Source organism: Aliiglaciecola litoralis, assembly GCF_039523355.1.
In the GTDB taxonomy this organism is placed as follows: Bacteria; Pseudomonadota; Gammaproteobacteria; order Enterobacterales; family Alteromonadaceae; genus Aliiglaciecola; species Aliiglaciecola litoralis.
Map to the genome: position 1 here is coordinate 41923 of NZ_BAAAFD010000011.1, position 19898 is coordinate 61820.

Genomic DNA, 19898 nt, shown 5'->3' on the forward strand with positions numbered 1-19898 from the left:
TTAGGTTAAAATTCGATCAAACAAGCTAATAGATACCTGCTCACCTGCGACCACCCTGCCCCTTTGATTCTCAAGTACCGCATAGCAATTGCTGGTAGAGAAGCCTGACAACACCCCTGAGCTTTGTGAGCCTAAAGACTCAACCCATAACTGTCCGTTCTTATCAGTATGACAATAAGCCCGTTGAAAATCGGTTCTACCTGGTTTCTTGCGAAAACCATCACGGGTTTTGGCGGTAAGCGCCAGTGATGGTTGCACATCGCCTCCTGCTAAGAGCAATAACGCGGGCGCGGCAATTTGTTCAAAGGTCACAGCTGCTGAGACGGGATTGCCCGGTAAGCCGAAGAAAATGCATTTCCCGAGTCGCCCAAACGCCAATGGTTTACCGGGTTTGATAGCCAACTTCCAAAAGTCCACTTGTCCGGTTTCAGTCAAAATGTCGCGGGTATAGTCAGCTTCACCCACGGATACGCCCCCTGAGGTGATCACGCAATCAGCAAACTCGGCGGCTTGTTTAAAGGCGTTGGCAATAGATTGACGATCATCAACGATGATCCCTAAATCTAATACTTCGGCGTCTAGGCGGTTGAGCATGGCAACGAGCATTGGACCATTACTATCATATATATGTCCCGGTTGCGGTTGTTTACCTGCTACCAATAATTCGTCTCCGGTAGAAAAAACTGCCACTTTAATTTTACGATACACATTGAGTTGGGCTAAACCCACTGATGCGAGTAATCCGATATCAATTGCCGTAATACGTTTACCGGCTTTGAGTAAGATACTACCTTGGCTTATATCGCCACCAGCAGGTCGAATCGCTTCACCTAGCTTAACCTCTCCAAGGATGCTGATAGTGCTACCAACAGCTTGTGTGTTTTCCTGCATCACCACGGTATTCGCACCATCTGGAATTTCCGCGCCCGTCATGATGCGTACACATTCGCCTTCACCCAGTGCTCCTGAAAACGGCTTACCCGCAAAGCTCTTACCAACCTGTTTGAAGGTCTTTGATTTGTCCAGATCTTGATACCTTAGTGCGTATCCATCCATTGCTGAATTGTCAAAAGCTGGAACATTGATGGGAGAAATAATGTCGCTCGCGACAATCCGATCTAATGCACAATTAAGTGCACATAGTTGTGTTTCTGTGACTGGCTTGATGGTCTGCCATATGATTTGTTTAGCTTGCTCAATGGGCATTAAACCCGGCGCATCACATCCACACTGCATCAGCTATCCTCCTTTTTGATGATGCACCATCCACACGGCGGCCTCGACTCTGGAGCGTAAATTAAGCTTTTTTAGAAAGTGTTTTACATGCACTTTGACGGTGCCGTCTGAAATATCTAGCTCACGGGCGATGAGTTTGTTACTCATACCTTTAGCAATGAGTTTTAAAATTTCGTGCTCACGACTGGTCAAGCTGGCTAGCGCGCGATTACTGGTTCGTTCCGGTTTACGTAAGGCCGTGGCTAACACTTCAGTGAGCTTGGCACTCATCACCATTTTACCTAACGCAGCCTCACGCAGTTTATCGATGATCTCCTCTGGATCCATATCCTTTAATAAATAGCCATCAGCACCTAAGCGAATTGCTTCCACCACGTCTTCATCGTTATCAGATACTGTCAACATGATGATCCGAGCCGCCACACCTTTATCACGCAAGTGTTTCAGGGTTTCCAAACCATCCATACCTTGCATGTTCAGATCCAAGGTTATGAGATCAGGATCCAGTTCTAACGCCAACTTGATAGCCTCTTGGCCAGAGCTGGCCTCTCCGATAACCTTTAAATCATCTTCGAATTCGATGAGCTGATTTAACCCTTTACGCAATAATGGGTGATCGTCGACCATCATGATGGTTGCGGGCGTATCCTGAAACATGAATGAGTTCTCCGTTTTGCAAATATCTCGACTACAACGCTGTCTAATTCGAACTATACAGCAACTCCACGCCTATCAAAAAATTAGTTGGGGTAACTCACCTACTCCTTTATGGGTAGGCCGAATAAAATAGCTGAAGCCTTAATTTTATTCGTTTACAACAGGATAAAGCTACCTAACCTGTGTTAGAGCGCGGATATAAAAGGCTTTTTTATTCCTCCAAAATATCACTTCTCTACCTATTGATGCAGATTGCTCACCTCTATTGGCTAATCCATAGTGTGGACAATCTAAAGTTGCTCTTTGATGGAGAAAGCATTATGTCGGATCTACATAAATGGGACCCAGAAGACAGTGAATACTGGGAAAAAGAAGGTAAAAAAATCGCCAATCGTAATCTGTGGATATCGATTCCAAGTTTGCTAGCAGGATTTGCAATTTGGTTATATTGGGGCGTCATCACGGTTCAAATGTTAAACCTCGGCTTTCCATTTGAAAAAGCGGAATTATTTACCTTAATGGCGATAGCCGGACTCACCGGTGCGACCCTTAGGATCCCCAGTAGTTTCTTTATCCGCTTATGCGGCGGACGCAACACCATTTTTTTTACCACCGCGCTGTTAATGCTGCCGGCCGTCGGCACTGGATTTGCGCTACAAAGTCCTGACACGCCGCTGTGGCAATTTCAATTACTCGCGTTACTATCTGGCATCGGCGGCGGAAACTTTGCCTCTTCAATGTCAAATATCAGCTTCTTTTTCCCGAAAAAACAACAAGGACTGGCACTGGGCTTGAATGCTGGCTTAGGCAATTTCGGGGTGACAAGCATGCAAATAATTGTCCCCTTGTTCATGACTTTTGCGGCATTTGGTGCGCTCAGCGGCGATCCCATGGTGTTGGTCAATGCCTCTGGTACTTTGATAGGTAAAATCCCAGCAGGGACCGCAAGTTACATATCTAATGCAGGTTTTGTGTGGATGCTGCTGTTGGTTCCTCTGCTTTTCCTAACGTGGTTTGGTATGAATAACATCTGTACTGAAGACGTATCCCCCCAAATTGGTAATCCACTGGTGTCCTTTGCCTTGATAACCGTAATGCTTACAATCGGGCTGTCTGTGGCGGCCTTTGGCTTGTGGTTAATGCTGCCTGAATCGGCCAATGGTTCTGGTTTTGGTATCCCCAAAGAAGTGGTGTTAGTGCTGGTTGTCGCCGTTACTGTCGTGATCCTAAAAATGTTACCTGGATCAATTGGACAGAGTCTGACGCGCCAATATCAAATATTCAACAATAAACACACCTGGGCCATGAGCGTCATATATACCATGACGTTCGGCTCATTTATTGGCTTTGCTGCGTCCTTTCCGTTAGCCATCAAAGTAATCTTTGGTTATAGCCATATCATGGTAGATGGCAGCATGACCCACAATACAATAAACGCTAATGGACCCAGTGCGCTTATGTATGCATGGATGGGTCCATTCATTGGAGCATTGATACGCCCAGTGGGTGGCTGGATTGCCGATAAATTTGGTGGAGCCAAAGTGACCCAAGTTTGCTCTGTTGTGATGATTGGGTGCGCATTAGGGGTTGCTTACTATATGAAAGCCGCCTATCAATCGGCAACACCCGAAGAGTATTTTGTGCAGTTCTTCGTATTATTCTTGTTGTTGTTTGCCGCCACAGGAATTGGCAACGGTTCGACCTTTAGAACGATCGCCATGGTCTTTCCCAAAGAACAAGCTGGGCCAGTTTTGGGATGGACATCCGCAGTAGCAGCCTATGGCGCCTTTTATATTCCGCAAGTGTTAGGGGAACAAATCAAGGCGACTACTCCAGAGACCGCGCTGATAGGCTTTGCGGTATTTTATGGCGTGTGCATCTTGATAAACTATTGGTTCTACCTGCGCAAAGATGGCGAGTTTTACAATCCGTAAACGCGGTTTAATCAGACTAAACAAAAAGGTGCGATTACTCGCACCTTTTTTTATTTTTACTAATCAGCTCCTCAGAGAAGTGGCCGCTACCTAGGCGCTTACTGCTTTTAGTTCTAGTTGTTTGGCGTATTCTGGTAAAAAACTAAACTGCACCTTAGTGCCGCGCGCACCATTGCGCCCAATGGTCAAATCACCATGTAAATTGCGACTACGCTCTTGCATAATCGCCAAGCCATAATGATTAAGTTTATTTGGATCCTCTGGTATACCAACACCATTGTCGCTGATGGTCAATATCACTTCCGATTGTGCGGTATTTTCCAACTCAATGACTATCTTATCGCCTTTTGAATGGTAAAACGCATTCTGTGTCGCTTCTCGCGCAATTTGCAGCAAATGAATTTCTTCTTGAGGAGAAAACGGCACATTATCGACTCGATAATCCAGTTCAAATTGAAAATCATCATTGCGGGTCAGTAATTGTGAGATGGTCTGTTCCAGTGCCGCTTTAATGCCTTGGCCATCGAGTTTTAACCTAAAGGTGGTCAGTAGTTCGCGCAATTCGCTATAGGCTGCACCTAAGCCATTTTTAAGCTCACCTACGACTTCATCTATTTGTTCTTCGACATTGTCTTTTTTATGCAGTCGCTGCAAACGGGTTACTTGAATTTTCAAATAGGATAGCGCTTGCGCTAGTGAATCATGCAATTCACGCGCTATCACAGTGCGTTCATTCATCAATGCCATTCGCCGGTTTTGGTCATGTTGATGCTTCATGCTCAGTCCGTTGGCCACCTGTTCAGCGATCGATTCAAATAACTGGTGCTGCCATTCTTCCAAAGGCGTATTGTCTTCTGGGTGAACGACCAACACACCATAATTTTCGCCCCCTAGTGCCAATTGATAACGCATTTGATTGCTACTAGGCGGAAACACATCATTGTGTTCTGTACAATCCCCACATTGTTGTTGAACGCATTTTTCAGGCATCGCTTTGTCGCTGGTCACTAAGTGTTCGTAGGGGCCTACACCTTGTGCGGTCATCACGCATAAATCCAGATCTTTGATCCCAGTGACCTTGGCTAAATCACTTAAAACTGGTTTGAAATCGACAGAAGACGGATCCATTTCATTGAGTTTGCGAGACACTTTAAACAACAATTCCAATGATTGATTGATACGCGATAATTTTTGGGTTTTGCGTTTAACTTGTTCTTCGAGTTGCGATTGTGAACGATAGATTGACTCGCTCATTTTGTTAAAGGTCTTCGCTAAAATGGCGAGTTCGTCTTTACCCGATTCATCGGCGCGTACCGTAAAGTCACCGCGACCAAGCTGTCTTGCCACTTTAGTTAATTTTGACAGCGGCTGTTCGATGTGACGATTAACCAGCATCATAGCCAGAGCAATCAAAATCAAGGTGCTAAACAAAGCTAAACTCTGGATCAAGCGGATTGTCGCAATATTGCTTTCAGCATGTTGTTGGTAAGAGCTAACCAATCCATCAATATTCTCAACAAATTGTTGAATAGCACCATTCAACACTTGTGCATCAGCCGCTGGACTGGCAACAAATTCAACAAGCATCGGTTTAATTGAATCAAACCAATCGCGTTTTATCTGTGCGTGCTGTGCAGTTAATTGTGCAGAATTACTCAACGATTGTTGATTCATCAATACGCCAGTGGTCAGGCTGGTTTCGAAACTTTGCAATAATTGCTGAAACTCAGCTTTGTCGTTATTTGATTCATTGATCGCTTGTGCTTGACTGGCTAAACGATAACTTTGCATCCGCAAGGAACCGGCAACATTCAAGGCTAAGGCATCACTTTGTGCCCCATCGCTTATAAATACCGAACTAAACATGCTGACAATCGCTAGAAAGCTTACCGAAAACATTAAGACCGCTATTTTAAACACCGTGGAATGAATATACTTTTTGATCATGTTGAGCACTCGCGACCTTAATCAATGACTCTCTGGTGATACCTACAAAGAGTAATAGTCAGTCATTTTCTTGCATTTGATAGTAGCCAGTAGTCTAGACGCCTTTAGATCAAAGGAAAAGGCCTATTTCGGCAACTACCACTTAGGAGGTAACCTCAACAATACCGCGCTAAATCGGCCTATTGTGCCGCCAGCTCTAATCGACTTTAATCCTTCTAAAGCTTGAATTTGCAGTTGCCAACACGTGCTGCATTCACATTAACAAAGGAGTCTGGCGTGAGTCACTTTTTAGACAGATTGCAGTTTTTCAAACGTAACGAGGAATCGTTTTCAGATGGTCATGGCGTGACGACCAATGAAAACCGAGATTGGGAAGATGGTTATCGCCGTCGTTGGCAACACGATAAGATTGTACGCTCAACCCATGGCGTTAACTGCACGGGATCATGCAGTTGGAAAATTTATGTCAAAGATGGCCTAGTGACTTGGGAAACCCAGCAAACGGATTACCCACGAACCCGTCCTGACCTGCCTAATCACGAACCTAGAGGTTGCCCTCGTGGTGCGAGTTACTCTTGGTATATTTATAGTGCTAACCGCTTAAAATATCCTAAGATCCGCAAGCGTTTAGTGAAGTTATGGCGCGCCGCCAAAGCCCAGCATAAAGACCCTGTCGACGCTTGGCGCTCCATTGTCGAAGACCCAGCCAAAGCAAAAGAGTACAAGCAACAACGTGGTCTTGGCGGTTTTGTGCGGGCTGATTGGCGTGAGGCCAACGAAATTATCGCCGCGGCCAATGTCTACACTGCAAAAGAGTACGGACCAGACCGGATCACCGGTTTCTCGCCAATTCCTGCAATGTCGATGGTGTCTTATGCCGCTGGCGCTCGATATTTATCATTAATAGGCGGTAATTGCCTGAGTTTTTACGATTGGTATTGTGATTTACCACCCGCTTCTCCACAGGTGTGGGGAGAGCAAACCGACGTGCCGGAATCGGCAGACTGGTATAACTCTAATTATATTATTTGTTGGGGTTCTAATGTGCCCCAGACGCGCACGCCCGACGCTCACTTCTTAACGGAAGTACGCTACAAAGGCACTAAAGTAATCGGCATTACCCCAGATTACTCTGAAGTCGCCAAATTGACCGACCAATGGCTGGCCCCAAAACAAGGTACAGACGCGGCTTTGGCAATGGCGTTTGGTCATGTCATTCTTAAGGAATTCCACGTAGACACGCCATCGGCTTACTTTAGCGATTACGTAAAACGCTATACTGACTTCCCAGTACTGGTCATTTTAGACAAAGCAGAAGATGGTAGCCTGCACCAAGGTCGCTTTTTGCGAGCCTCAGATCTGCAAGCCAACTTAGGCCAAGATAACAACCCTGAGTGGAAAACCATTTCTATCAATGACACCGATGGCGAAATGGTTTCTCCAACCGGCTCAATCGGTTACCGCTGGGGTGAAAAAGGTAAATGGAATATCACTCAAACAGACGGGAAGTCGGGCAATGATCTTGACTTGCGCGTTAGCCTTAAACATGACCATGATGAAATTGTTGACGTTGCCTTCCCTTACTTTGGTGGCGCTGAACATGAATTCGGTTACTTCCAAAATACCGAACATGATGATGTGTTGCCGCGCAAAGTTCCGGCCAAAAAGCTTACGCTTGCCGATGGCAGCGAAGTCTACGTCGCCACCGTTTTCGACTTAACGTTAGCAAACTATGGTGTGGATAACGGTTATGACGACCCTAATGTGGCGTCATCTTATGATGATGACATTCCTTACACGCCTGCATGGCAAGAGCAAATTACCGGTGTAGCTCGTGCTGATGTAATCAAAATCGCTCGTGAATTTGCCGACAATGCGAACAAAACACGCGGTCGCTCAATGATCATTGTCGGAGCCGGTATGAATCACTGGTATCACATGGACATGAATTACCGTGGCCTGATCAACATGCTGATGATGTGTGGTTGTATTGGCCAAAGTGGTGGCGGTTGGGCCCACTATGTCGGACAAGAAAAACTGCGCCCGCAAACAGGCTGGCAGCCGTTGGCATTTGGCTTGGATTGGCAGCGCCCACCAAGACATATGAATGGCACGTCTTTCTTCTACAACCATTCCAGTCAATGGCGTTATGAAAAGCTGGAAATGAGCGAAGTCATCTCTCCAATGGCAAATAAAGAGAAATGGTCCGGTTCCATTATTGACTTCAACACACGTGCTGAGCGTATGGGCTGGTTACCCTCTGCCCCACAGTTGGGAATGAACCCATTACAACTGTGCAGAGATGCCGAAGCGGCTGGTAAAACCCCGCAAGAGTACGCAGTTGAACAGTTGAAATCGGGCGATTTGGATTTTGCATGTATGGAGCCTGAGAACCCTAAAAACTTCCCGCGCAACATGTTTATCTGGCGCTCTAATCTATTAGGCTCTTCGGGTAAAGGCCACGAATATATGCTGCGCCATTTGTTAGGCACTAAACATGGCTTAATGGGCAAAGATTTAGGTGAAGATGGCGGTAAGAAGCCACAGGATGTGAAATGGGTTGATGAGGCAGCCGAGGGTAAAGTCGACTTATTGGTTACCTTGGATTTTAGAATGTCTACCACTTGTCTATATTCAGACATTGTGTTGCCAACAGCCACTTGGTATGAAAAAGATGACTTGAATACCTCAGACATGCACCCCTTTATTCACCCGCTAAGTGCCGCGGTGGATCCTGTTTGGGAATCGCGTTCTGACTGGGAGATCTTCAAAGGGGTTGCCAAAGCATTCTCTAAAATGGCTGAGGGTCACTTAGGCGTTGAAAAGGATCTGGTTACTGTCCCCATCTTACATGACACCCCAGCTGAAATCGCTCAGCCTTTTGGTGTCAAAGCCTGGTGGAAAGGCGAATGTGATCTTATCCCTGGCAAAACCGCGCCCAATTTAGTGGTAGTGGAACGTGATTATCCAAATATCTATGCCCGATTTAACTCCATTGGCCCATTGCTTGAGAAACTCGGCAATGGCGGTAAAGGCATAAGCTGGAATACCGATGACGAGGTCAAGTTCCTTGGCGAATTAAATCATGTTCATCTTGAAGAGGGTGCGAATAAGGGCCGTCCTAAAATTGAATCTGCGATTGATGCGGCTGAAATGATCTTGTCATTGGCGCCGGAGACCAATGGTCAAGTCGCGGTGAAAGCGTGGCAAGCACTCGGCGAGCTAACGGGTCGGGATCATACTCATCTGGCGTTACCTAAACAGGACGAAAAAATCCGCTTCCGCGATGTGCAGGCCCAACCACGCAAAATCATCAGTTCACCCACTTGGTCTGGTCTGGAGGACGAACATGTGTCTTACAACGCCGGTTACACCAACGTGCATGAGTATATTCCATGGCGAACCGTCACCGGTCGTCAGCAATTTTATCAAGATCATGAGTGGATGCGCGATTTTGGCGAAACCATGTGCGTGTATAAGCCACCGATCAATTTGAAAACCGTCAAGCCGATTATGAATACTGATCCTAACGGTAACGTTGAGATTGCGCTTAATTTCTTAACACCTCACCAAAAATGGGGGATCCACAGTACCTATTCTGACAACCTATTGATGCTAACCCTATCTCGGGGTGGTCCCATCGTGTGGATGTCAGAAGTCGACGCCCAGCGCGCCGGTATTGTCGATAACGACTGGATTGAAGTGTTCAATGTCAATGGCGCTATTGCTGCCCGTGCTGTGGTCTCACAACGGGTTCCAGAAGGTGTCAGCATGATGTATCACGCCCAAGAACGTATCGTCAATGTTCCAGGCTCAGAGATGACCAAAACCCGTGGCGGCATTCATAACTCAGTGACTCGCTGCGTGATGAAACCGACTCACATGATTGGCGGCTACGCTCAACAATCTTACGGCTTCAACTATTACGGTACTGTGGGCTGTAACAGAGATGAATTTGTAATAGTGCGCAAGATGGCAAAAGTCGATTGGCTCGATGACGACAGTGTCGATCAGAGCTCACAAGAGTTTAATAATGCTTATGACAACAAAAAGGCGGAGAGCTAATCATGAAAGTACGAGCTCAAATCGGCATGGTGCTTAACCTAGATAAATGTATCGGTTGTCACACTTGCTCAGTTACCTGTAAAAACGTTTGGACCTCGCGTGAAGGTGTTGAATATGCCTGGTTCAACAACGTTGAAACCAAACCTGGCATAGGTTACCCCAAAGAATGGGAAAATCAGCAAAAATGGAATGGCGGCTGGGTTCGCCATAACAATGGCAAGTTAACCCCTAAACAAGGTGGCAAACTACGTATCCTTGCTAACATTTTTGCCAACCCTGATTTGCCAGGTATTGATGATTATTACGAACCCTTTGATTTTGACTATCAGCACTTGCACAAAGCGGGCGAAAGTAAACATCAACCAGTGGCGCGTCCACGCTCGTTGCTGACTGGCCAACGCATGGAAAAAATAGAATGGGGACCAAACTGGGAAGAAATTCTCGGCACCGAGTTCTCTAAACGTCGCAAAGACACCAACTTTAATCAAATGCAAGCTGACATGTATGGCGAATTTGAAAACACCTTTATGATGTATCTACCGCGTTTATGCGAGCACTGCATTAATCCAGCGTGTGTGGCTTCATGTCCTTCTGGCGCGATCTACAAACGCGAAGAAGACGGCATCGTATTGATTGATCAAGACAAATGTCGCGGCTGGAGAATGTGTGTGAGTGGCTGTCCATACAAAAAAATCTATTACAACTGGAAAACCGGCAAGTCTGAAAAATGCATCTTTTGCTATCCCAGAATTGAAGCCGGGCAACCGACCGTATGCTCAGAAACCTGTGTGGGACGCATTCGCTATCTTGGCGTCATGCTTTACGATGCTGACCGCGTGCAAGAAGCCGCATCAGTGCCCAACGACAAGGACTTATATCAGGCCCAATGTGACATCTTCTTAGACCCCTTCGATGAAGCCGTCCAAGAGGCAGCTCGCAAAGAAGGGATCCCTGATGCTTGGCTTGAATCAGCGAAAGCGTCACCGGTTTACAAAATGGCCATGGATTGGAAGGTCGCCCTGCCGCTGCACCCCGAATATCGCACCTTACCCATGGTTTGGTATGTTCCGCCACTTAGCCCAATTCAAACTGCCGTGGAAGCAGGTAAAGTGCCCATGAAAGGGGTATTTCCTGATCTTAAATCGTTGCGTATTCCGATGAAATATTTGGCCAATATGCTAACCGCAGGCGATGAAGCTCCGGTTGAAAAAGCATTGGAACGTATGATGGCAATGCGTATTTTCAAACGCTCACAACAGGTAGATGGTGAACAAAATCTGGCCGCCCTAGAGCAAGCCGGATTGACCGTAGCACAAGTTGAAGACATGTATCGCTACATGGCGTTAGCCAACTATGAAGACCGTTTTGTCATTCCCACTAGTCACAAAGCTTACGCAGAAGATGCCTACGACATGAAATCAGGCTGCGGATTTACCTTTGGTAATGGCTGCAGTGGTGGCGATAGCGAAACCGATTTGTTTGGCGGCAAAAAACAAGGTGTCCGTCAGGTCATCCCAGTGGAGGTACAAGACTAATGAAAATATTAACCTTATTATCGCGACTCATCGACTATCCTAACGATACATTGTATGCCCATGGCGATGACGTGGTCGACTTTATCGCTAATGACAAGCTGTTATCGCAAGCCGACAAAAGTGCGTTGATGGCCTTTATCGAGCAGCGCTTTAATGACAGTTTGTTGGATTGGCAGTCAGATTATGACGGGTTGTTTGAACGTGGCCGCTCGCTATCGCTATTAATCTATGAGCACTTGCATGGCGAGTCACGAGATCGCGGACAAGCTATGGTCAATTTACTCGCACAATACCGTGCAGCTGGATTGGATATTGGGGTACGCGAGCTTCCAGACTACATCCCGTTGTTTCTTGAATTTGCCAGCACCCAAGGCGAACAAAATGCGAAAGGCTGGTTAGAAGATATCGCTCCAATTCTCGCCTTATTGGCCGTCCGTTTAGAAAAACGTAACTGCAACTACAGCGCTTTATTCACTACCTTAGTTAGCCTATCGGGTGCCCAGATAGACATGCAAGCGCTGCGCGAACAAGTCAAAGACGAAAAACGCGACGATACCAAAAAAGCCTTAGATAAAGTATGGGAAGAAGAAGCGGTGACCTTTGGTGGCGACGCCATCAATGGCGGTTGCCCTACAAATGCTGCCAAACCGTCTGAGTCCCAACGTCGCGACCAAGACGTCCCTATTCAGTTTATTGATGCCGCCAATGCCCCTGTTAGCACTGGCGAGTTAAGGAGCTAATCATGCACTACCTCGACACCTTCTTTTTTGGTATTTACCCGTACATTGCGACCGGGATCTTTTTCTTAGGCAGTTTACTGCGTTATGACCGTGAGCAATACAGTTGGAAAACCGGCTCGAGTCAAATGCTCAGCAGTAAAAATTTTCGGATAGCCAACATTTTATTTCACGTTGGCATTATTGCCATATTGCTAGGACATTTTGCCGGCCTTGTCATTCCCTTTGAAATTTGGCATGCGCTGGGAATTTCTCTAGCCGTAAAACAAATCATTGCGATGGGTGTGGGCGGTTTTTTTGGTGTGCTGTGCTTCATTGGACTGACCTTGCTAGTCAAACGACGTCTATTTGATCCTCGCATTAAAGCCAATAGTAGCGCCATGGATACCGGCATATTGCTGCTTATTTACCTGCAATTAATATTGGGCATGGTGACAATTGTGATTTCGTTTGAGCACATGGACGGTTCTGTGATGCACAATTTAATGAGCTGGTCTCGTTATTTGCTTACTTTCCGCCCAGTTGAAGCGGTTGAGTATATTGGTACGGTGCACTGGGTTTACAAACTACATGTCACCCTTGGCATAACCATCTTTGTGCTGTTCCCATTTAGCCGACTTGTACATATTTGGAGTGTGCCGGTTCAGTACGTGCGTAGAAGCTATCAAGTTGTGCGTTCAAAAGGCTAAAACGTCAAGCCTAAAGTCAAAAATAGTCTGAGCAAGGAAGCTCATTGTTTTCACCTCAATGATTAATCAAGGTACCAGTATGTCACTCACAAACACATCAAGCATCACCGTAAACGGGCATGTTATTCCTGCCGCGGCGATTGACGCAGAAATTCAATATCATCCGGCAGAGACACGCCGGCAAGCGATGATAAAAGCAGCAGAAACACTCATTATCGGGGAATTGCTGGCACAAAAAGCAGTAGAGAAAGGACTGTTAAATGACGCAGACCGCACGGTAATCGAAGATCAACCAGCGCTAGTGGATGCCCTGTTAGATCAAGAAGTCGCTATTCCTCACGCAACCGACGAGGAGTGTCGCCGCTATTTTGAAGCGAACACGGCTACTTTTACCACCTCCCCTTTGGTTGAAGTTAGCCATATACTGTTGGCTGCAGATCCTAAAGATCTTGAACACAGAGCCGAAACACACGCCCTGGCATTGAAGATCATTGACCAACTCACCCGTAACCAAGCAAGCTTTGTGGAAATGGCCAAAGCCTATTCGGTGTGCCCTTCTAAAGAGGTGGGCGGTAGCCTTGGTCAGATTTCCAATGGTCAAACCGTGAGTGAATTTGAACGACAGGTATTTGCCTCGGATGTGGGGTTAATGCCGACACCGGTTGAATCTCGCTATGGTTACCATGTAGTTCTGATCGCGCGAAAAGTTCCAGGAAAGCCCCTGACCTATGATTTAGTAAAAGAAAAAATTCAGACATACTTGAACGATCGGGTACAACGCAAAGCCATCTCGCAATACTTACACCGCATGGTCAGTGACGCCAATATTATAGGGTTCCATTTCGATATCGAGGCCTCTCCACTTGTCCAATAAAGCGCCCCTTTAAGAATAAAGTGACCTGTTAAACAATCAAGCTATGAAGAAACATAATATGCATTGGGATCCGAAGTTAATTAGTAAATACAATATTAATGGGCCTCGGTATACCTCCTACCCTACTGCCCTGGCGTTACAGGAGAGTTTTGAGCAGCAACACATCCCGAATACATTAAACAAGGGGCCGCACGAACTCAGTCTTTATGTGCATATCCCATTTTGTCATAAGCTTTGTTATTACTGTGGATGTAATAAAGTCATAACCCGTCATCAACATAAAGCAGATATCTATCTTGACGCCTTAGCCAAAGAGATGGCGCTGTATTCACCGGTGGTGCGTGAAAAACACATCAGCCAATTACACCTTGGTGGCGGCACGCCAACCTTTTTGACCGAAATCCAACTCAGTCGCTTAATGGGGTGTATTGAACAATATTTTAACCTGCAAAAAGACGCTGAAATCAGTATTGAAATCGATCCGCGCAGTTGCAGTGATGAAAAGCTCATTCACTTACGCCAGTTAGGCTTTAATCGCGTTAGTTATGGAGTACAAGATCTCGATGAAAATGTTCAAATTGCGATTAACCGAGTACAAAATACCGATTTAATCCGTCACCAAATTGAGCTCAGCCGTCAACTAGGCTTCGACTCACTGAACTTAGATCTCATTTATGGTTTGCCGTTTCAGCGCCCTGAGAGTTTTGCGCAAACCTTACAACAAATAGTCGCTCTGAGCCCTGATCGAATTTCATTGTTTAGCTATGCTCATCTGCCCGAACGTTTTGCTTCACAACGTAAATTAGACAATAACCACTTGCCTGACGCCAGACTGAAATTGCAGTTGCAACAAATGGGGATCAATACGTTTGTGGACGCCGGCTACCAGTTTATTGGCATGGATCATTTTGCTAAACCTGATGATGCGTTAGCCAAAGCGCAACAACAGGGCAAATTACAGCGTAACTTTCAAGGCTATACCACCGCAGGACAGGATGCTTTGATTGGCTTAGGTGTGTCTAGTATCAGCCAAGTAAAAGGCGTTTTATGGCAAAACCATAAAGCGTTAACTGAGTACTATCAGGCGGTAAACCAAGGCAATTTACCTGTTGAACGAGGCTTTAGATTAGGTGTTGATGACAAGCTTCGCGCTGCGTTGATCAGCCAATTGATATGCCATTTTGAGCTCGATATTCTAACCTTTTCCAAACAGTGGCAGATAGCCGATTTTTGGCAATACTTTACCACTGCCTACCAACAATTAAGCCCCTTTATACAAGATGGATTAGTGGCCGTTAGCAAAGATCGCATTACAGTCAATGCCAATGGCCGTTTGTGGGTACGCAGCATTTGTGCCTGTTTTGATGCTTATCTAACCCAAGGTCAGCAGCGTTACTCTAAAGTCGTTTAGCATCGATATATAAAAAGCCAATAGCAGTTAAATTATTAGCTTTTTGTTGTTTTTGTAACTGGCCAAGCCCATCAGCTGCACCTCGACCATTTAGCATTTGCCCTTTCTATTTAATTTAATTTAACTTACTTTACCCATAGGAGCATTGACTCTTGATTGTCGATGATAATGGCGTAACTTGTGTTCGATGCGTCTGCCGCTACTGAAAGCCGATACGCGCTTCAAATAACCGATGACACGTGTACCGTAGTCAATGTCTTGACTGTGGCAGCTAGGGCAGCAACTCAAGGTACGTTTGTCTATCGTTTCGCACTTATTACAGATGGTTATTTTTACGTTTACACAAAAATAATTGCAGCCCGTTTTTGCCGCTATATTGAGTATATTTAAGTAGCCAGCTTGATCTAGCTTTTCTTCCAAATTCAGATGAAGGGCCGAACCACCATCAAGGTAGTCTAAAAGTTGCTTGCCATGTAACTGAAACTTATCTAACGAATTACACTGCTCATCTTCAACCACATAAAAATAGGAGTTGTAACAATCCCGCGGTACAAAATAGCCATCTTGTTTATCCCATTTAGCGTTTTTGACGCCAAGATTTTCGGCCGGTACAAACTCGGTATTGAACATATAACTATATTCAGCTTTGGCCGATTTGTTCGCCTCAAAAATAACCTTTAAATGTTGCTGCACAAAATTAACGTAGTCGGCATTGTTGCTGGCGGAGATCCCTTGTGATTCAGCCGCTTCAACCATACCGTTTATACCAATAGTCAAAAACTGCTTATCCAGTGAAATAAACCCCGCATCGTAAACCGTCAGCAGTCCCGCTGCTTTGTATTCCTCTATCAACTTTCGATAGGCGACTTGGTAGCGATGAATTTTCGTAATTTCAGTCGCCAAATCTCGACCATCTTGCACTAAGCGATTCATATTAATGGTAATGACATTGATAGATCCGGTGGCAACGCCACCAGCACCGAGTGAATAGGAAAAAGTATTATCGCTGATTTCACTGCGAAGACGGCAGCATGAAGCCAATGAGTCTGCGTTATCAGATTGGTACACAAAAAACGAATTCCCGGCTGCTAATTGTTGCGCAATTTCATTGGCAAATTGCAGATCTTTACACTGTCCATTTTCGGTCAACATCGCTACCGTAATAACCGGAAAAGTTAATATGGCTTTTTCCCGTTCATTGTTGATCCAGTTCAAGAAAAAGCGCTGCAGAGCGTCCACCGATTGCCACTGTGGTTTAATGAAACACGGAAACACAAATTGACCGAACATGCTGTCAAAGTAATGTTGATCATAGATAGAAATATTCCAAAACACACTTTGATAACCGCGTGCCGCAGCAGGTTGATTCAACGCGTAAACCACATGTTGCAAATGGTTTTCTATTTGTTTGGAATGCGTATTAAGATAATCATCGCCAAAGTCTTTCTTGGCGAAGTAATCAAAATACGTGAGAAACTCTACGGTCGCGACTGCTCCAGCAAATTGACTGCTGACCGCAAATACAAAATTAACAAAACAACCACAGAATGACTCCAAATGTTTCGGCGCTTGAGACTCGCCACCCAACTTGGTTAAACCGTCACGTAAAAATGGATACATGGTGAGCGATACACAATACGGCTTTAAACTGGTTTCATCATGCACATAGATCTCGTGTTCTTCTATTTGGCGCAAGTATTCAGCCGCAAGTTCAGCCCCAAAAAGTTCAGAGATTTTATTACTGACCAGTGCTCGGTTCACTTGAATAAAGTGATCTTTCATCAACTCCGCTTCTAAAGTAGCAATATTTTTTTGTGTCACATTGGCGTTGGCATCCATCTTAGAACCATCAGCAGCATTGTCTGCATGCAGATAGTTTTCAATGAAGTTGAGCTTGTTCTGAATTTGGTGAAAATTTAGCGTTTGCATAGTTTTTCTCTTGTTATTATGTGCGGATAAAACGGTGGTTGAGACAATCACCTGTGCGTAAATCAATTAGGCGTTGGTTTGTTATCGGACTTTCCAGGCCACCAAATTCTTGTTGCCAACGGCCCGTCTTTAGATAGGTTAATTGGTCTTTTAGTGTCGATGACACGTCATCACGACCTGTATATAGGCAGGTATGCAGCTGCCTGCTTTTGGCCATTTTCAACAGCGGAAGTAACGCTGATAGCTGCCATTCGCCACCTAAAAAAAGCACGCAACTGATCAACCCTTGGTATTTTTGTAAGCGTTGCAAAAAATAACTCTGACTAAGAGCAAGCCCGTTATTTTGATCCCAACTCTCACTACTATGGCAGCCTTTACATCTCAAATTACAGCCACTAATAGTAAAAGCCAGCGACACTTCATCTGGCACTTCTAAAAATACAATGTTCTCGGCGGTAAAATTCAGCACAAACACCCTATATAGTAAATTGTTAAATTATAAATACTACATCTTGTGTTTTTAGCTTAGTCAGCATTTGTGCGTAAATCCAGCACAATCTTCGTCGTTGAGGGGTGAGTCAAGCTACAAGGCGCACCAAATGGGCATTAGATACCCCATCGGTGGTAGTTCAAAAAGTGGCCACAAAGATTGTGATGTTATTGGTCTTTTACGTTGATACTGATGTCGCTGATAAGATTAGCACTCGGACATTGAAGTTTAAGCTTAGGAAGGATGTTTAAATCTTGACTGCAAATGGCAAAAAATAGCGAGACAGCCACCTACCAGGTTATGTAGTTTGTGCCCAGTGCCAAGCAAAATAGTTAACTCAGTTGATCTAGGTCAAAGGGATACTTCTAATTGCAGATATAATCATTGCTCCAACTCAGATCCGGTATTCCTAATGGCAGAATCATATATTACACCGAGGCAAACTCACGATGAGTTTTTCCCCTATTCTGGCTGTAAGGAGGATCAACTTCGATTTTTACTACGCTATGCCGTGCTCGCCCCATCCCACTACAACGCTCAACCATGGAAGTTTCGGCTTCACTCAGACGGAATTGAAATTATTAAAAATGCTTCTCGAGCGGCCCTTACCGTTGATCCGCAACTTAGAGAATTAACAATCAGCTGCGGTGCGGCAGTGCGGATGATTGAAGTGGCTGCACGGTATTTTGCCCTTGAACCTCAGGTAATTTTTCCTAGCGATAATCAATCCGACTTTTTAGCCAGAATAGAATTGATTGATCGGCATGAACCCAGTGATCAAGATGCATTGTTATTCCATGCGATTAAAGAGCGACAAACAAATCGGGGACTTTTTACTGATGCCATCATTCCCAATGAGGTGACCAAATCATGTCTTGCTAGTGCTCGTGAACTCGGTGTAGAGCTTGGGTTTACCCATAATAAAAGACTAAAGATGGCGTTTGCTTCCTTAACGGCTTTCGCTGTCAGGCACCAACTCTCCTTACCTTGGTACCGACTGGAGTTTGCCTCTTGGATGCGATCATCAATCTCGTTAAAACCAGACGGTATGACTGGGTTTGGATTTTTTGCATCAAATCTACCGTCCCCATTAGCAAGAACAACCATGAAATGGCTGAATCGCGGCAAGCAAATTGGAATATTCAACAAAAATAAAGTGATCACTGCCAGTCCTATTCTAGCCGTGATTTCAACCGATGCAGACAGTCAGGAAAGTTGGATAAACACGGGGCGCTTGCTATCTGATCTATTGTTAAAATTAACCACCGTTGGCCTTTCCGCCTCATTTATGAATCAAGCAATCCAAGAGCCAAAATTACGTAAACAAGTAGCAAAACTATTTAGCTGTGAAGCCAAACCACAATTAGTTCTGCGCATTGGCGTAGCCGAAAAAGTGCAATGGACGCCGCGTATGCCAGTTGATGATTGCATAATTTGAGTTAGTTTCCATGAAATCCGTGTTTTTAAATACTATCTCAGAGGATTTAGGAATTCATGCTGCTCATTTGAAGAAGTTGTGGCCATTTAGTGATCTGAATCAACATCCCGATTTAAAAACTGTGTCAATCTGTTAACCAAGCTAAATAACATATTGTGTACAAGAGAAAGCAGTTGTGAAAATAGAGACAGAATTGGCACAAAAAATCATATCACTGATTGATCTGACGTCGTTGAGTGGTAATGAAACACTCGCAGATGTTATCCAAATTTGCCAAAGCGCCATGACGCCTTATGGCAATACAGCCGCCGTTTGCGTTTATCCAAACTATGTACAAACTGCCAAAAATTTCCTAGCGGCTAAGGGTTGTAAAAAGATGAAAGTGGCAACCGTTGTCAACTTTCCTTCTGGTCAGCAGTCTATTAAAAAAGTCGTGGCAGATACCCAATTAGCTATCAAACATGGGGCTGATGAAATCGACATAGTGCTACCCTATCATGATCTAATAACGGGCAATGTGGATTCAGTAACGACAATGCTTAGTGCGTGTAAACAGGCCTGTACTGAAAAAGCAGCACTTAAAGTCATTATTGAATCTGGAGAGCTAGGTACACCTGAGCTGGTCAAAGCAGCATGCCAATTATCTCTTAACAATGGTGCTGATTTTATTAAAACCTCCACCGGCAAAGTGCCAGTGAATGCCACGCTTGAGGCGGCAACTTGGATCCTAGAATCGATAAAGGAGTCTGGAAACAAACAGGTCGGCATTAAAATATCCGGCGGTGTTAAGACCTATGAACAAGCAGTTGAGTATTTAACCTTAACGCAAAAAATCATGGGGGATCATTGGATAGATAGCGATCATGTCAGATTTGGTGCGAGTTCATTACTCATGGATGTGATGACACATATTGAACAAACATCTGCGCTAACATCACGAGCGTTGAAATGAATGA

Annotated in this window: 14 protein-coding genes; 9 read left to right on the top strand and 5 right to left on the bottom strand. The window is 45.0% G+C overall.

Features of this window, described 5'->3' with window-relative positions; all coding sequences use genetic code 11:
• Together moeA and narL are read right to left on the bottom strand one after the other, a co-directional pair.
• Nucleotides 1–1236, bottom strand: coding sequence for a molybdopterin molybdotransferase MoeA (gene moeA, locus ABD036_RS16240; protein ID WP_343861821.1), 1236 nt, complete (start codon nt 1234–1236; stop codon nt 1–3).
• Between the two features lie 3 nt (nt 1237–1239).
• Nucleotides 1240–1893 (bottom strand): two-component system response regulator NarL, encoded by a 654-nt coding sequence (narL, locus tag ABD036_RS16245; protein ID WP_343861823.1) that lies wholly within the window; start codon nt 1891–1893, stop codon nt 1240–1242.
• Between the two features lie 320 nt (nt 1894–2213).
• Between narL and ABD036_RS16250 the strand changes: the two genes are divergently transcribed.
• Nucleotides 2214–3827: an MFS transporter gene (locus ABD036_RS16250; protein WP_343861825.1), complete on the top strand. Its 1614-nt coding sequence runs from the start codon at nt 2214–2216 to the stop codon at nt 3825–3827.
• 90 nt (nt 3828–3917) lie between these two features.
• On the opposite strand, the gene ABD036_RS16255 is transcribed toward ABD036_RS16250, so the two are convergent.
• The gene (locus ABD036_RS16255) at nt 3918–5774 is read right to left on the bottom strand and encodes a HAMP domain-containing protein (RefSeq protein WP_343861827.1); all 1857 of its coding nucleotides are present in this window, start codon (nt 5772–5774) and stop codon (nt 3918–3920) included.
• A 276-nt stretch (nt 5775–6050) separates the two neighbouring features.
• Here ABD036_RS16255 and ABD036_RS16260 point away from each other — a divergent pair, with 276 nt between their 5' ends.
• The 6 genes from ABD036_RS16260 (at nt 6051) to hemN (ending at nt 15085) form a co-directional block, all read left to right on the top strand.
• Nucleotides 6051–9839, top strand: a complete 3789-nt coding sequence (locus ABD036_RS16260) for a nitrate reductase subunit alpha (RefSeq protein ID WP_343861829.1) — start codon at nt 6051–6053, stop codon at nt 9837–9839.
• 2 nt (nt 9840–9841) lie between these two features.
• Nucleotides 9842–11374 (top strand): nitrate reductase subunit beta, encoded by a 1533-nt coding sequence (narH, locus tag ABD036_RS16265; RefSeq protein ID WP_343861831.1) that lies wholly within the window; start codon nt 9842–9844, stop codon nt 11372–11374.
• Entirely contained in the window at nt 11374–12114 is a 741-nt protein-coding gene (gene narJ / locus ABD036_RS16270; RefSeq protein WP_343861833.1) for a nitrate reductase molybdenum cofactor assembly chaperone, read from the top strand. The genes narH and narJ overlap by 1 nt, the downstream gene beginning before the upstream one ends.
• Before the next feature lie 2 nt (nt 12115–12116).
• On the top strand, nt 12117–12800 hold the full coding sequence (gene narI / locus ABD036_RS16275) for a respiratory nitrate reductase subunit gamma (RefSeq protein ID WP_343861835.1): 684 nt from the start codon (nt 12117–12119) through the stop codon (nt 12798–12800).
• Between the two features lie 79 nt (nt 12801–12879).
• Nucleotides 12880–13674: a peptidylprolyl isomerase gene (locus ABD036_RS16280; RefSeq protein ID WP_343861837.1), complete on the top strand. Its 795-nt coding sequence runs from the start codon at nt 12880–12882 to the stop codon at nt 13672–13674.
• A 58-nt stretch (nt 13675–13732) separates the two neighbouring features.
• Complete coding sequence (gene hemN / locus ABD036_RS16285) at nt 13733–15085, top strand: oxygen-independent coproporphyrinogen III oxidase (RefSeq protein ID WP_343861839.1); 1353 nt, start codon at nt 13733–13735, stop codon at nt 15083–15085.
• A 120-nt stretch (nt 15086–15205) separates the two neighbouring features.
• Here the strand turns inward: hemN and nrdD are convergent, their stop codons facing one another.
• Nucleotides 15206–17014 (bottom strand): anaerobic ribonucleoside-triphosphate reductase, encoded by a 1809-nt coding sequence (nrdD, locus tag ABD036_RS16290; RefSeq protein WP_343861841.1) that lies wholly within the window; start codon nt 17012–17014, stop codon nt 15206–15208.
• Between the two features lie 16 nt (nt 17015–17030).
• Entirely contained in the window at nt 17031–17483 is a 453-nt protein-coding gene (nrdG, locus tag ABD036_RS16295) for an anaerobic ribonucleoside-triphosphate reductase activating protein (RefSeq protein WP_343861843.1), read from the bottom strand.
• 433 nt (nt 17484–17916) lie between these two features.
• Between nrdG and ABD036_RS16300 the strand changes: the two genes are divergently transcribed.
• Both ABD036_RS16300 and deoC read left to right on the top strand, forming a co-directional pair.
• Nucleotides 17917–18942, top strand: a complete 1026-nt coding sequence (locus ABD036_RS16300) for an Acg family FMN-binding oxidoreductase (protein WP_343861845.1) — start codon at nt 17917–17919, stop codon at nt 18940–18942.
• 175 nt (nt 18943–19117) lie between these two features.
• The gene (gene deoC / locus ABD036_RS16305) at nt 19118–19894 is read left to right on the top strand and encodes a deoxyribose-phosphate aldolase (protein WP_343861847.1); all 777 of its coding nucleotides are present in this window, start codon (nt 19118–19120) and stop codon (nt 19892–19894) included.
• The last annotated feature ends 4 nt before the right edge of the window (nt 19895–19898 follow it).

Bases quoted from the DNA above. Each gene is read 5' to 3' on its own strand.
- hemN (WP_343861839.1), top strand. From the start codon at position 13,733: ATGCATTGGGATCCGAAGTTAATTAGTAAATACAATATTAATGGGCCT.
- nrdD (WP_343861841.1), bottom strand. From the start codon at position 17,014: ATGCAAACGCTAAATTTTCACCAAATTCAGAACAAGCTCAACTTCATT.
- moeA (WP_343861821.1), bottom strand. From the start codon at position 1,236: ATGCAGTGTGGATGTGATGCGCCGGGTTTAATGCCCATTGAGCAAGCT.
- ABD036_RS16300 (WP_343861845.1), top strand. From the start codon at position 17,917: ATGGCAGAATCATATATTACACCGAGGCAAACTCACGATGAGTTTTTC.
- narH (WP_343861831.1), top strand. From the start codon at position 9,842: ATGAAAGTACGAGCTCAAATCGGCATGGTGCTTAACCTAGATAAATGT.
- narJ (WP_343861833.1), top strand. From the start codon at position 11,374: ATGAAAATATTAACCTTATTATCGCGACTCATCGACTATCCTAACGAT.
- ABD036_RS16250 (WP_343861825.1), top strand. From the start codon at position 2,214: ATGTCGGATCTACATAAATGGGACCCAGAAGACAGTGAATACTGGGAA.
- narL (WP_343861823.1), bottom strand. From the start codon at position 1,893: ATGTTTCAGGATACGCCCGCAACCATCATGATGGTCGACGATCACCCA.
- ABD036_RS16280 (WP_343861837.1), top strand. From the start codon at position 12,880: ATGTCACTCACAAACACATCAAGCATCACCGTAAACGGGCATGTTATT.
- narI (WP_343861835.1), top strand. From the start codon at position 12,117: ATGCACTACCTCGACACCTTCTTTTTTGGTATTTACCCGTACATTGCG.
- ABD036_RS16255 (WP_343861827.1), bottom strand. From the start codon at position 5,774: ATGATCAAAAAGTATATTCATTCCACGGTGTTTAAAATAGCGGTCTTA.